The organism is Microbispora sp. CA-102843 (assembly GCF_050936215.1).
Lineage (GTDB): Bacteria > Actinomycetota > Actinomycetes > Streptosporangiales > Streptosporangiaceae > Microbispora.
In genome coordinates, this window is the sequence record NZ_JBNJNF010000001.1 from 4,184,161 (window position 1) to 4,196,297 (window position 12,137).

General features: G+C 70.7%; 16 protein-coding genes. 13 read left to right on the forward strand and 3 right to left on the reverse strand.

Features of this window, described 5'->3' with window-relative positions:
* Positions 1–129 precede the first annotated feature (129 nt).
* From ACQEVJ_RS19340 to ACQEVJ_RS19350, 3 genes are all read left to right on the forward strand, one after another.
* Positions 130–1,137 (forward strand): carbohydrate ABC transporter permease, encoded by a 1,008-nt coding sequence (locus tag ACQEVJ_RS19340; protein WP_433102862.1) that lies wholly within the window; start codon positions 130–132, stop codon positions 1,135–1,137.
* Positions 1,130–1,969 carry a carbohydrate ABC transporter permease gene (locus ACQEVJ_RS19345; protein ID WP_030509866.1) on the forward strand — a complete coding sequence of 280 codons (840 nt, stop codon included), beginning with the start codon at positions 1,130–1,132 and terminating at the stop codon, positions 1,967–1,969. The genes ACQEVJ_RS19340 and ACQEVJ_RS19345 overlap by 8 nt, the downstream gene beginning before the upstream one ends.
* A gap of 62 nt (positions 1,970–2,031) precedes the next feature.
* A complete protein-coding gene (locus ACQEVJ_RS19350; protein WP_433102864.1) occupies positions 2,032–3,402 on the forward strand; it encodes a GH1 family beta-glucosidase in 1,371 nt (456 codons plus the stop codon).
* Between the two features lie 28 nt (positions 3,403–3,430).
* On the opposite strand, the gene ACQEVJ_RS19355 is transcribed toward ACQEVJ_RS19350, so the two are convergent.
* Positions 3,431–4,480, reverse strand: coding sequence for a LacI family DNA-binding transcriptional regulator (locus ACQEVJ_RS19355; protein WP_433102866.1), 1,050 nt, complete (start codon positions 4,478–4,480; stop codon positions 3,431–3,433).
* A gap of 226 nt (positions 4,481–4,706) precedes the next feature.
* On the opposite strand from ACQEVJ_RS19355, the gene ACQEVJ_RS19360 reads away from it, so the two are divergent.
* Complete coding sequence (locus ACQEVJ_RS19360) at positions 4,707–5,240, forward strand: GNAT family N-acetyltransferase (RefSeq protein WP_433102868.1); 534 nt, start codon at positions 4,707–4,709, stop codon at positions 5,238–5,240.
* 546 nt (positions 5,241–5,786) lie between these two features.
* Here the strand turns inward: ACQEVJ_RS19360 and ACQEVJ_RS19365 are convergent.
* The gene (locus tag ACQEVJ_RS19365; RefSeq protein ID WP_433102870.1) at positions 5,787–6,359 is read right to left on the reverse strand and encodes a TetR/AcrR family transcriptional regulator; all 573 of its coding nucleotides are present in this window, start codon (positions 6,357–6,359) and stop codon (positions 5,787–5,789) included.
* Positions 6,360–6,440: 81 nt separating this feature from the next.
* Between ACQEVJ_RS19365 and ACQEVJ_RS19370 the strand changes: the two genes are divergently transcribed.
* From ACQEVJ_RS19370 to ACQEVJ_RS19400, 7 genes are all read left to right on the forward strand, one after another.
* Entirely contained in the window at positions 6,441–7,214 is a 774-nt protein-coding gene (locus ACQEVJ_RS19370) for an SDR family oxidoreductase (protein ID WP_433102872.1), read from the forward strand.
* A 35-nt stretch (positions 7,215–7,249) separates the two neighbouring features.
* The gene (locus ACQEVJ_RS19375; protein ID WP_433102874.1) at positions 7,250–7,618 is read left to right on the forward strand and encodes a VOC family protein; all 369 of its coding nucleotides are present in this window, start codon (positions 7,250–7,252) and stop codon (positions 7,616–7,618) included.
* 207 nt (positions 7,619–7,825) lie between these two features.
* Positions 7,826–7,978 carry a hypothetical protein gene (locus tag ACQEVJ_RS19380; protein WP_433102876.1) on the forward strand — a complete coding sequence of 51 codons (153 nt, stop codon included), beginning with the start codon at positions 7,826–7,828 and terminating at the stop codon, positions 7,976–7,978.
* A gap of 122 nt (positions 7,979–8,100) precedes the next feature.
* A complete protein-coding gene (locus ACQEVJ_RS19385) occupies positions 8,101–8,667 on the forward strand; it encodes a hypothetical protein (protein ID WP_433102878.1) in 567 nt (188 codons plus the stop codon).
* A gap of 477 nt (positions 8,668–9,144) precedes the next feature.
* Complete coding sequence (locus ACQEVJ_RS19390; RefSeq protein ID WP_433112848.1) at positions 9,145–9,471, forward strand: NUDIX domain-containing protein; 327 nt, start codon at positions 9,145–9,147, stop codon at positions 9,469–9,471.
* A 48-nt stretch (positions 9,472–9,519) separates the two neighbouring features.
* A complete protein-coding gene (locus ACQEVJ_RS19395) occupies positions 9,520–9,963 on the forward strand; it encodes a protein-tyrosine phosphatase family protein (protein WP_433102880.1) in 444 nt (147 codons plus the stop codon).
* 117 nt (positions 9,964–10,080) lie between these two features.
* On the forward strand, positions 10,081–10,827 hold the full coding sequence (locus ACQEVJ_RS19400; protein WP_433102882.1) for a sulfite exporter TauE/SafE family protein: 747 nt from the start codon (positions 10,081–10,083) through the stop codon (positions 10,825–10,827).
* A 40-nt stretch (positions 10,828–10,867) separates the two neighbouring features.
* Here ACQEVJ_RS19400 and ACQEVJ_RS19405 read toward each other — a convergent pair whose 3' ends face one another.
* The gene (locus ACQEVJ_RS19405; RefSeq protein WP_433102884.1) at positions 10,868–11,053 is read right to left on the reverse strand and encodes a hypothetical protein; all 186 of its coding nucleotides are present in this window, start codon (positions 11,051–11,053) and stop codon (positions 10,868–10,870) included.
* Positions 11,054–11,085: 32 nt separating this feature from the next.
* On the opposite strand from ACQEVJ_RS19405, the gene ACQEVJ_RS19410 reads away from it, so the two are divergent.
* Together ACQEVJ_RS19410 and ACQEVJ_RS19415 are read left to right on the forward strand one after the other, a co-directional pair.
* Positions 11,086–11,766 (forward strand): hypothetical protein, encoded by a 681-nt coding sequence (locus ACQEVJ_RS19410; protein ID WP_433112851.1) that lies wholly within the window; start codon positions 11,086–11,088, stop codon positions 11,764–11,766.
* A gap of 152 nt (positions 11,767–11,918) precedes the next feature.
* The gene (locus ACQEVJ_RS19415) at positions 11,919–12,128 is read left to right on the forward strand and encodes a hypothetical protein (protein ID WP_433102886.1); all 210 of its coding nucleotides are present in this window, start codon (positions 11,919–11,921) and stop codon (positions 12,126–12,128) included.
* Positions 12,129–12,137: the final 9 nt, after the last annotated feature.

Below are 12,137 nucleotides of genomic sequence, written 5' to 3' on the forward strand. Positions count from 1 at the left end.
GACGGCTTCTCGCTGTCCCCGGCTGAGGCAGCCGGGGTAGGCGACGGCCAAGCCCTGACCGATACGGCATCAGGGAAGCGAGTCCCCCGCCGGATGAATCCGGCAGTCCCCTCACCGGATGCGACGGTCGTGTCCACCACGTCCCGGCCCGGCGCGGGACGGAGACCCGCGCCTCCAGGCGGCCCTCCGCCTCCGGGCGGCCGCCGGCGCGGGATCGCGGAGCGCGTCCCGGCGCGGCTGCGCCGCGTCGCCCTGCCGTACCTGCTGATCCTTCCGGCCGTGCTGCTCGAACTGCTCGTCCACCTGGTGCCGATGTTGATCGGCATCGGGATGAGCTTCCTGAAGCTCACCCAGTTCTTCCTGCGCAACTGGTCGGCCGCGCCCTTCGCGGGGCTGGACAACTACAGCGTCGCCGTCGACTTCGACGGCGCGGTCGGCCGCTCGCTGCTGCACTCGTTCCTCGTCACCGTCGCGTTCACCGCGGTCACCGTCGGGCTGTCGTGGCTGCTCGGCATCTGCGGCGCGGTGCTCATGCAGGGCTCGTTCCGGGGCCGGGCCGTGCTGCGCGCGCTGTTCCTCGTGCCGTACGCCCTGCCGGTCTACGCCGGGGTGATCACCTGGAGCTTCCTGCTCCAGCGCGACTCCGGGCTCGTCAACCACGTGCTCGTCGACCAGTTGCACCTGTTCGGCGAGCGGCCGTTCTGGCTGATCGGGTCCAACAGCTTCGTGTCGATCATCGTGGTCTGCGTGTGGCGGTCGTGGCCGTTCGCCTTCCTCGTGCTGATGGCCGGGCTGCAGAACATCCCCGCCGACCTGTACGAGGCGGCCGCGATCGACGGTGCGGGCTGGGGCCGGCGGCTGCGCGCGGTCACGCTGCCCATGCTGCGCCCGATCAATCAGGTGCTGGTGCTGGTGCTGTTCCTGTGGACGTTCAACGACTTCAACACGCCGTACGTGCTGTTCGGCAAGTCGGCCCCGCACGAGGCGGACCTGATCTCGATCCACATCTATCAGAGCTCGTTCGTCACCTGGAACTTCGGCTCGGGCTCGGCCATGTCGGTGCTGCTCCTGCTGTTCCTGCTGCTGGTGACCGCCGTGTATCTGGTGGCGACGTCCCGGAGGAGGAGCGATGCGTGACCCCCGCTGGCTGCCCTGGGCGCGGTGGGCCGGCCTCGGCCTGCTCGGCCTGTTCACCCTGACCCCGCTCTACGTGATGCTGACCTCGGCGATCAAGCCGTTGCAGGACGTGCAGGGGGACTTCCACTGGATCCCCACGACGATCACGCTGCGGCCGTTCGCCGACATGTGGCGGACGGTCCCGCTGGCGCGTTACTTCGCCAACAGCCTCATCGTGGCGTCGGTGGCCGCGCTGGTGTCGGTCCTCATCGCGATCTTCGCGGCGTACGCGATCAGCCGCTTCCGCTTCCCCGGCCGCCGGATCTTCTCGGTCACCGTGCTGTCCACGCAGATGTTCCCCGGCATCCTCTTCCTGCTCCCGCTGTTCATGATCTACGTGAACCTCGGGACCGCGCTCGGGGTCGAGCTGTACGCCAGCCGCACCGGGCTGATCATCACATACCTGACCTTCTCGCTGCCGTTCTCGATCTGGATGCTGGCGGGGTACTTCGACTCGATCCCCACGGCTCTGGACGAGGCCGCCCAGGTGGACGGCAGCGGCCCGATCGGGGCCCTGCTTCGGGTCGTCCTGCCCGCCGCCACCCCCGGTATCGTGGCCGTCGCGATCTACGCGTTCATGACCGCGTGGGGGGAGGTGCTGTTCGCCTCGGTCATGACCGACGAGTCGAGCCGCACTCTCGCCGTCGGTCTCCAGGGGTACGCCACAGAGAACGACGTCTACTGGAACCAGATCATGGCGGCCTCCCTGGTCGTCAGCGTCCCCGTGGTGGCCGGGTTCCTGCTGCTGCAGCGCTACCTCGTGCAGGGCCTCACCGCGGGCGCCGTGAAGTGAACTCCCACCGTCACCATCGCCATCACGATCACCATCACCATCGAATCAAGGAGAACCAGCGAATGGAGCCGCAGCGCGGCCACGCCCCCGATGTAACCGCTTTCGGCAATTTCGTCTGGGGCGTCGCCACCTCGGCCTACCAGATCGAGGGCGCGGCCCTCGAGGACGGCAGGCTGCCCTCGATCTGGGACACCTTCTGCGAGGTGCCCGGGGCGATCGACGGCGGCGACACCGGGGAAGTGGCCTGCGACCACTACCACCGGTGGCGCGAGGACGTCGGCCTGCTCGAACGCCTCGGCGTCGACGCCTACCGCTTCTCGGTGGCCTGGCCGCGCGTGGTGCCCGACGGCACAGGACCGGTCAACCCGCGCGGGCTGGCCTTCTACGACCGCCTCGTTGACGCCCTGCTCGACGCCGGCATCCGGCCGTTCGCGACCCTCTACCACTGGGACCTGCCGCAGGCGCTGCAGGACCGCGGCGGGTGGCCCGAGCGCGACACCGCCCAGCGCTTCGCCGACTACGCCGCCGTCGTGGCCGAACGGCTCGGCGACCGCGTCGCCGACTGGACGACGCTCAACGAGCCGCTGTGCTGCTCCTGGCACGGGCACCTGGAGGGCTCCATGGCGCCCGGGGTGAAGGATCTGGAGGCCGCCGTCCGCACCTCCTACCACCTCCACCTCGCGCACGGCCTCGCCACGCGGGCCGTACGGGCCGCGGCGCGGCTGACGCCGTCGATCGGGATCGTCAACAACCTCAGCCCGTGCGACCCGGCGACCGACAGCGAGGAGGATCACGCCGCCGCGCGGCGCCTCGACGGGCACGTCAACCGGTGGTGGCTCGACCCGGTCACCGGCCGCGGCTACCCCGAGGACATGCTCGCGGTGTACGGGGTCGACCTGCCTATCCGGCCGGGCGACCTGGAGACGATCGCGACGCCGCTCGACTACCTGGGCGTCAACTACTACTTCCGGCAGTTGGTGGCGGCCGACCCCGAGGGGCCCGTGCCGTACGCGCGGCAGGTCGAGGTGCCGGGGGCGACCACCACGGCCATGGGCTGGGAGGTCGACGCGGGCGGCCTGGAGCGCCTGCTGGTGCGCCTCGCCCGGGAGTACGACGCGCCCCGTCTGTACGTCACCGAGAGCGGGTCGGCCTGGCCCGACACGGTCGGTGAGGACGGCACGATCGACGACCCGGAGCGCCTGGCCTACCTGGAGGGTCACATCGCGGCCTGCGGTCGGGCGATCGAGCAGGGGGCGCCGGTGGCGGGCTACTTCGCGTGGTCGCTGCTGGACAACTTCGAGTGGGCCTACGGGTACGACAAGCGGTTCGGCCTGGTGCACGTCGACTACGAGACCCAGGCGCGGACCGTCAAGTCGAGCGGGCACCGCTACGCCGAGATCATCGGAGCGAGCAAGCGGCTGCGGGTGGCCTGAGAGAGGTGAGCGGGGCGCCGGTGGTCCGTCAGGCCGACTCGCGGACCACCAGCGTCGGCTGCACGATGACCGAGGTGACCTGGAAGTCCGGGTCCGCGACCTGATCGAGCAGCAGGCGGGCCATCTCGGCGGCCATGTCCTCCATCGGCTGGCGCACGGTCGTCAGCGGCGGGCGGCAGGCGGACGCGGCGCTGTCGTCAAACCCGATCACCGCGACGTCCTCGGGCACCCGGCGCCCGAGGTCGCGCAGCGCGAGCAGCGCGCCCTGCGCCATGAGGTCGTTGGCGACGAAGACGCCGTCGATGTCCGGGTGCTCCTTCATGAGCCGGTGCATGCCGGCCTCTCCGCTCGCCGGCATGAAGTCGCCCTCCACGGCCGGCACGTACGGGTGGCCGTGCCCGGCCATGGCCTCCTGGAATCCCGACAACCGGTCCTGGGCGGCGGGCACGTCGAAGGGGCCGCTGATCGTGGCCACCCGACGGCAGCCGCGCGCCACCAGGTGGTCGGCCGCCAGCGCCGCGCCGGCCCGGTGGGCGAGGTCGACGTAGCTGATCGGGATCGGCCGGGCGGGCCGCGCCCACAGCACGGCGGGCAGCCCGGCGTCCACCAGCAGCTTCGGCAGCGGGTCCTCGCCGTGCGTCGAGACGACCAGGGCGCCGTCGGCGCTGCCCTGCCGGAGGAAGGACACGACGTCGTCGCGCGTCTGCGCCGAGTCCGCCAGCATCAGCACCGGGTGGATGCCCCGCGGCCGCAGGTATCCCACCACGCCGCTCGCCACCCGGCCGAAGAACGGGTCGGCGAAGACGCGGGACTCGAACGGCTCGCCGCCCTTCGCGTCGCCCGCGCCCGACACGACCAGCGCGACCGCTCCCGTACGGCGGGTGACGAGGGACCGGGCGGCCCGGTTCGGCACATAGCCGGTCGTCGCGATGGCCCGGTGCACCGCCTCCTGGATGTCCGGCGCGACGTTGCGGATACCGTTGATCACGCGCGAGACGGTCGCCCGGGACACTCCCGCCACGCGGGCCACGTCCTCCAGCGTGGGGGCTCCCGACGTGTGCGGGAGATCGGTGCTCATGCAGCCATTTATAGCATGAGGTGGAGAGCGCTCTCCGGTGTCGCGGGTGGGTACGTGCCGGTCGGTCGTGCTGCCGGGTGACGTCGATCCGAAGACCGGTATGGGGCATACGATGATCGGCTCCGCGCCCACCGCTCCGGGCGGACAATGTGAACGTCCGCCCGCCCGGCGGGCGAGGCCGCCCGGCCGCCCGCATTCGACCGACATGTGAGGAAGAGCGACAGGAATGCCCGATCACCTGGCACTTCGACCCGTCACCGAAGCCGACCTGGACGCCTTCGACTCGGCCTTCCAGAGCGAGAGCGGCGCGACCTCACACCAGTGGTTCGGATTCACCCCGACCATCGCGCTGCGGGAGGCACTGCGCACCCGCGGGCTCCTGGCCGGTGCCGACAACATGCTCGCCGTCAGCGTGGACGACGAGCTCGCCGGACGGGTCGAGTGGCTGGAGCGGCGATGGGGCCGCCGTGACACGTCGCTGTGCTGGGAGATCGCCGTCGGCCTGCTGCCGGACTGGCGGGGCAGGGGAATCGGGACCAGGGCCCAGCGGGAACTCGTCCGCTACCTGTTCACGCACACGCGGGTGGAACGCGTCCAGGCGACCACGGACCCGGAGAACAAGGCCGAGATACGGTGCCTGGAGAAGATCGGGTTCCGGCTCGAAGGCGTGGTCCGGCGTGCTCAGTGGCGAGGCGGGCGCTGGCACGACCAGCTCCTCTTCTCCATCCTGCGGGACGAGTTCGACCTCGCGTCCGGATGAGACCAGAAATCCGCTGCCAGTGCGGTGCGGCGGGGAGCAAGATGAGTAATGCCCATCGATGATCTTCCCCGTCGGGCGTCCTGCCCGGCCACGGCCTCTACCTGGGCAGCCGGCGGATCAGGCAACAAACATGACCACGGCCTCACATGGCCGCACGAGTGGATTGACTGACCGGGTGTGAGGAGTCGCGGTACAGGAAGTGCCGCTGAGATTGCTCTTGCTGGTCCTGGGCGACTTGGCGGGGGTTTCGAGCTGTCGGGGTACGGCGTCGGCGCGTAGTTCCCGCAGGTCCGGGATGTAGTTGTAGAGGATGTCCTGGGGAGACGGCCAGCAGTTCGGCGATCGAGGTGATCAAGCGGCCGGGGTTCGGGCAGGAGGTCGCGGGCGGCGCGGATGACTTCCTCGGTGGCGACGCTGGGACGCCCGCCGATCCGGCAGCGGGCGGCGGCCAGGCCCTCGTTGGTGCCGATGGCGATGAGTTCGCGGATGAACTCCGCCAGGCCCTCTCGCGATCTGATGACTTCGCTCGACTGCGTTGTGGTCGATCTAGCCGTGGTTCGCTGCGCCGTAGCGCAACCCGTCATAGAGGATCGTGGCGATGCGCAGCGCATCGTCCTTCCAGCCTTTGGCGCGCATCCCGCAGATGCCGCCGAGGGCGCGCAGCACGACGCGCCCGCTGATGCCACTGCGGACGAGGCCGGCTGCGACACCTGCGGCGAGAAGTTCGTCGAGGGCGCGGGCCATCTCGTCGCGCGCGTCGTCGAAGACCGGCGAATCGGTTGCCATGATGCTCTCCAGCGCCTCACCCATCCCTCTGCCTACTGCCGCGTGCTCCACGAGCAGCAGCAGGAAGGTGCGCAGTGCTTCGTCCGGGGCGTGTCGCGCGAGCAGCCGGGCGGGGGTTGCGCAGAGCTCGGCGACCTCCTGGCGGTATACCTCGGCGATGAGCGCCTCGCGCGTTTCGAAGTGGCGGTACAGCGTGCCGACGGCCACATCGGCTCGGCGGGCGATCTCCTCCACATGGGCGGCGTCGTCGGCGAGGAACGCCTCACGCGCCGCGGCCAGGAGCGCTTCGCGGTTGCGGCGGGCATCGGCGCGCAGTGGACGAGATGACGGCAACGGTCCTCCATAAGGTGAGTCCGACTCCGTTTGTGTGTACAGTTTCCGGAGCCGGGTTCACCTTACTGAAGGAGTACGCCCATGACGATCGAGCACGAACAGTTCGCCGGCCTGCGAGTGCTGGTGACCGGCGGTAGCCGAGGGCTCGGGGAGGCGACGGCTCGTCGCTTCGCCGCAGCCGGCGCCACCGTGCTGACGGCCTCGCGAACCGCTCCCCCGGAAGACCTGCCCGCCACCTTCATTCCCGCCGACCTGCGGTCGGAGGAGGGGGCGACGGAACTCGCCCGACGCGTGGTGGACAGCGTGGGAGGCATCGACGTTCTGGTCAACAACGCCGGAGCCGCAACCGGACCGATGCCGACCCTGGAGCGGTCGGACGCGTCCTGGCTCGCCGACCTGGAGATGAACCTGCTCAGCGCGGTCCGGCTCGACCGGGCCCTGGTTCCCGGGATGGTCGAGCGTGGCTCCGGCGTCGTGGTGCACGTCTCCTCCATCGCCAGCCACCTTCCCCAGCCTGCCGAGGCGTCGTACGCGGCATCGAAGGCGGCGCTCAACGCCTACAGCCGGGAGTTGGCGACGGCGGTGGGCGAGCACGGCGTACGCGTGGTGTGCGTTCTGCCGGGCTTCGTCGTCACCGAGGGAGCGGTCGACCATCTTCAGCAGATGGCCGACAGCCAGAACGTGGGCATCGACGAGGTCAAGCAGCAGATCGTGGACCACCTGAAGGTGCCGATGGGGCGTCCCGGCGAACCCGAGGACGTCGCAGAGATGATCGCGTTCCTCGCTTCCGGCCGCGCTAAATGGCTCACCGGTGCTCAGTTCCGGGTCGACGGCGGCATCATCCCCGTGGTCTGAGCCGCACCCCCGTACGCGATTCGAGGAGAAACACCATGACCTTCAGCCTGACGTCATTGATCGTAGACGCCGCGGACCTGGACAGCGAGAGCTCGTTCTGGCACCGGCTACTCGGCGGCTCGATCACGAGGACGGCGACGCACCGCTTTCTGCAGATCGACGGCTTTCCCGTGATCGTGATCCAGCGCGCTCCGGGGCATGTGCCGCCGCAGTGGCCCGACGGCGGCTCCCAGCAGATGCACTTCGACCTCAGCACGGACGACGCGGCGACCGCGGACAAGCGGGTGCTCGACGCCGGCGGTCGACGGCTGCGACCGACTGACGATGTCGTCGCCTCCACTCAGCCGGGCTCCCGGGTGTACGCCAGCCCCGCGGGACACCCCTTCTGCGTTCGCGCGGCCTGACCCCGAAACCGAGCACGAACAACCGCGCCAGCGCTGTTTCCGAGACCCGCTTGCCATCCGGCACCACCAGCAGTTCAGTCCCGCCTACGCACCCTCGCCACCGACCGGCGCAACGACGTCCCCGACACCGAAGTCCGCGTCCTCGCCGTCGGCCACAGCTTCCCCGTCATTTACGCCGCCCACGGCAACCACCCCAAGGGCCCCCTCGTGTCGGCCGACTCCCTCCGCTGGTGGCTCAACCCCGGCTACCCGCAGGACCACCCCAGCAAGCACAACCCCTTGCACGCCGCTCGCGAACGGTACGTCTACCGCTACGCCCACCTCGCCGACGTGTACGCCGGGACCGCCGTCGTCGCCTGACGCAACCCCACCCGCCCCAGACCGCACCCGCCACCAGCGCGGCCCCGAAGCCAAGCCCGGCCGCCGCCACGGAGGCCCCCGCCGTCCTCGCCGACACTCCGAAGCCGACACCGTCGACTGCGGTGATCTCCGCCGTGCCGCCGCCCAGCCGGATCGACCTGCCCGGCGTGGGCAGGGTCGTCATCGGGACGGCCCTCCTGATGTCGATCACCACCCCGGCCACCGCCGCCTCTGCCGAGGCCGCCCCCTATGTTCAGATCATCGTCAACAGGATCATCTCCTGGCAGACAAGCGAGGGCACGGACGAGATCTACATAACGATGAGCGGCCCTAGTTTTCTGCCGGCCCAGACCCGGACCGTCCGGGTCTGGCCCGGAGCCACCGTGGCATATGGGACCAAGCCGAACAACTGCTTCAGCCCCGAGGGGTATCCGTGCCCACCGGGCACTACCCTCGTTTGCTCGCCCCCAGGGTGCCACGTCCCGGGCAAGCCGTCGTTCCGAGCCAATGGGGGCTGGGCCCACATCGACATCTGGGATCAAGATATGTTCGGCGACGACCTTCTCTTCAGCCAGTACGTCAAGCTCGACCCCTTGACCAGCGTCGTCGACCAGAGGTTCCGGATGGGCGTGGGCGGCGCTGACTACGAGCTCACCATCGCGCTGGTGCCCAGTTGGAACCCACTGTAGGAGTCGCAACGCAGCCCCCCCTCTACGAACGCCTACGACTGGCACCGGGCCGGCTTCCTCCCCACTGAGGCGTCCGGATCTTGCGGATCTCGAACTCCATCGCACTTCCCAAGCTGGGGGTTGCGACGACCGCTAGAAGGGAGGGAACCAGCCGGGGGCCGCAGGGATCCGTTGCCAGCTCGCGAAACCGAAGAGGCTGTGAGCATCCCTCGCACGTCGGCCAGACGCGACTCGGGCAGGTCGCCCACCTTCTCCTTCAGCCGGCCGCTGTGCACTGTCGTGATCCGGTTGACCATCGCCGCCCGGCCGCCGCTGACGTCGACGGAAAACGCCGTCAACGCGGACGCCATGTCGGCGCCCCTGGGGCGTCTTCCTCTGTTAGCGGCCGGCGGTGAGGGCGTCTAGGGCGACGGTTCTGTCTGCTTCGGTGGGCAGGGTGTAGCGACGTCAAACGGTTCGTCACGCCCCAGGCCGGCGATCTTCTGCGGAGCGGCCTACGCGCCCGGCCTCCCCTGGCCGAGGACCTGCCAGGAGTGCGGCAACACCAGCTATCTCAACCCCCTTCCGGTCGCGGTCATGGTGCTTCCGGTGGACGACGGCCTTCTCGTGGTCCGCCGGGACGTCGAGCCGCACCGCGGTCTGCTCGCCCTCCCCGGCGGCTTCATCGACATCGGCGAGTCCTGGCAGCAGGCCGCCGTACGGGAGTTCCACGAGGAAACGGGCGTCGTCCTGCCCATGCCGGCCTCGCCACGACCAGATCCTTTTTCCATCCTGCGGGACGAGTTCGACCTCGCGTCCGGATGAGTCCGAAAATCCGCTGCCAGTGCGGCGCCGTGGAGGACAAGATGGGGGATGCCCATCGATGATCTTCCTGGTGCCATCCGGCTTCCCGACGGCGCTCCGGTGCGGGGCCGCGGCCTGAGACGTCCCACGCCGCCGGGCGTCCTGCCCGACCACGGCCTCTACCTGGGTAGCCGGCGGCTCAGGCACAAGCATGACCACGGCCTCACATGGCCGCACGAGTGGATCGACTGGCCGGATTTCCTCCTGCCCCGCGACCGGGAGCACGCGATCGGCCGCATCCGGGCGCTGCACGCGCACGCGCGCGCGGGCCGCCGGGTCGAGGTCGCCTGCGGCGGGGGAGTCGGGCGCACCGGCACCGTGATCGCGTGCCTGGCCATCCTGTCGGGCCTGCCCGCCGACCGGGCCGTCGCCTGGACCAGAACCGAATACCATCCGCGGGCCGTGGAGACGCCCTGGCAGCGCCGCTGGGTGCTGCGCTTTCCCGCGTCCTGACGGTCCGGATACGCGCCCCCGCCACCTCGGCGACGCGGCGCTCCGGCTCGAGAAGGGCGAGCGGAGCAGGCCGGTCGCGGCCGTCCGGATGCCGTATGGTTGGGTGCCATTGTGCTTGTGGACGTGCTGGGGCTGGCAGGGGTCGGCCTGGTCGCCGGAGTGGTCAGCACGGTTGTGAGCCTCGCCTCGATCGTGTCGTACCCCGCGCTGCTGGCCTTCGGCCTGCCGCCTCTGGCCGCGAACGTCACCAACACCGTCGCGCTGCTGTTCACCGGTGTGGGGGCGGCGGCGGGGTCGCGGCCCGAACTGGCGGGCCAGGGGCGTCTCGTCGGCCGCCTCGGATTCGCCGCCGCGCTGGGCGGCGCGACCGGCGCGGGGCTGCTGCTGGTCACGCCGTCGCGGACGTTCGAGATGGTCGCCCCGTGGCTGGTCGCGGGCGCCTCGCTGCTGCTGTTGCTGCGCCCGCCGCGCCCCGGGCAGGTGGGCCTCGGCGGGGAGAGCGGCCTGGCGCTGCGCGTGGGCGTCTTCTGCGTCGCCGTCTACACGGGCTATTTCGGCGCCGCCGGCGGGATCATCATGTTCGCCGTGCTCGCGGCGGCGCTCGACCGGCCGGCGGCGGGCGTCAACGCGGTCAAGAACGTCGTGGCGGCGCTCGCCAACGCCGTCGCGGCCGTCGGGTTCGCCGTCTTCGGCCCGGTCGATTGGGCGGCGGTGGGCCCGCTGGCCGTGGGGTTCCTCGTAGGCGGCTGGCTCGGCCCGGCGGTCGCGCGCCGCCTGCCCGGTGAGACCCTGCGCCTCGCCGCGGCCCTCTGCGGCCTCGCGGTCGCGGTCAAGCTCGGCGTCGACGCCTACCGCGGCGGCTGAGCGGTTCTCGCCGCAGGCCTGTCGCGTGGGTGGCGGGGAGCTATCGGGCGGCCGTGCCGCGGGGAGCCTCGCCCGTGGCGAGGGCCTCGGCGTGCCGGGCCCGCAGGCGCTCCCGGATCTCCTCGGGTGTGTACGCTCGCCGCCGGCGCTCGGCCCGGGCGATCACCACACCGGTCGCCGCGACACCCGCGAAGGCCGCCAGACCGAGTATCTTCCACCAGCGCATGTGCCTAGGCTACTGCCGTGGCTCATACGCGGATAAGTCTCGACAAAGCGCTCGAACTAGCCCGTACAGGCGACCTCTGGGTGTTCCGCGGACGCAGTGTGCCGGACCGCGCCATCCAAGTCACCACCAACAGCCCGGTGAACCACGTCGGCATGGCCGTCGTCATCGAGGACCTGCCGCCGCTCATGTGGCACGCCGAACTCGGCCGGTCGCTGCCCGACATGTGGTCGGGCACGCACCAGCGCGGCGTCCAGTTGCACGACATGCGTGAGGCGGTCTGCGTCTGGGCGGCCAGGTATGGCCAGCGCGCCTGGCTGCGGCAGTTGGAGCCGTCCGCCACCAGGGAGATGGAGGACGCCGTCCTGCGGACGATCGCGCGGCTGGACGGAACGCCGTTCCCGTCCACGGCCCGCCTGGCCGGGCGCTGGGCGCGGGGGCGGCTGCCCTCGCTCCGGCGCGGAGCACGGGACGGCGCCCGGGACGGCGCCCGGGACGGCGTTCGGGACAGCGCGCTGGACCGTGCGCTGGAGACGGCCTACTGCGCGGAGGTCGTCGCCGTGACGTACGAGGCGATGGGCCTGCTGCCCGCCGGCCGCCGCCCGAACTGGTACGACCCCGGAAGGTTCTGGAGCGGTGACAACCTGGTCCTCAGCGAAGGGCACCGGCTGGGCGGCGAGATCGCGGTCGACGTCCCCGGCGGCGAGGCGCCCTGACGGGGTGCGGGCGGACAGGTGACCTTTACTGACGGGTACGCGTTCGTTCCGAAGTTTTTCTCGCGGCCGTCAACCTAGCGCCGCCGAGGCGCGTCAGGTGTAGGCACCGTTCGTCCAGACCCGGAGGGCAGAGCCCCATGCCTACTCCTGAGATGAGACGCGATGATCTCGCCGGACCCCCCGACCGAGAGCGGCAGGCGCGTCTCGCGCTCGACGCCATACGCCGCCAGGGTCCAGAGGCGGTGCAGGAGGAGACGCTCCGCATGAAGTCCGAGTTGTTCCGTCTGTACGGCTGGGAGGGGTACCAGCGGGTCATCGCCAAGATGGAGAGCGACCTGGCGCGGCTGCACGAGTCGCGCTGAGAGCCGCCG

What these genes read in the sequence shown, in the direction of transcription:
- ACQEVJ_RS19345 (WP_030509866.1), top strand. Translation starts at nt 1,130, where the DNA reads ATGCGTGACCCCCGCTGGCTGCCCTGGGCGCGGTGGGCCGGCCTCGGC.
- ACQEVJ_RS19350 (WP_433102864.1), top strand. Translation starts at nt 2,032, where the DNA reads ATGGAGCCGCAGCGCGGCCACGCCCCCGATGTAACCGCTTTCGGCAAT.
- ACQEVJ_RS19355 (WP_433102866.1), bottom strand. Translation starts at nt 4,480, where the DNA reads ATGAGCACCGATCTCCCGCACACGTCGGGAGCCCCCACGCTGGAGGAC.
- ACQEVJ_RS19360 (WP_433102868.1), top strand. Translation starts at nt 4,707, where the DNA reads ATGCCCGATCACCTGGCACTTCGACCCGTCACCGAAGCCGACCTGGAC.
- ACQEVJ_RS19370 (WP_433102872.1), top strand. Translation starts at nt 6,441, where the DNA reads ATGACGATCGAGCACGAACAGTTCGCCGGCCTGCGAGTGCTGGTGACC.
- ACQEVJ_RS19375 (WP_433102874.1), top strand. Translation starts at nt 7,250, where the DNA reads ATGACCTTCAGCCTGACGTCATTGATCGTAGACGCCGCGGACCTGGAC.
- ACQEVJ_RS19395 (WP_433102880.1), top strand. Translation starts at nt 9,520, where the DNA reads ATGCCCATCGATGATCTTCCTGGTGCCATCCGGCTTCCCGACGGCGCT.
- ACQEVJ_RS19405 (WP_433102884.1), bottom strand. Translation starts at nt 11,053, where the DNA reads ATGCGCTGGTGGAAGATACTCGGTCTGGCGGCCTTCGCGGGTGTCGCG.
- ACQEVJ_RS19415 (WP_433102886.1), top strand. Translation starts at nt 11,919, where the DNA reads ATGAGACGCGATGATCTCGCCGGACCCCCCGACCGAGAGCGGCAGGCG.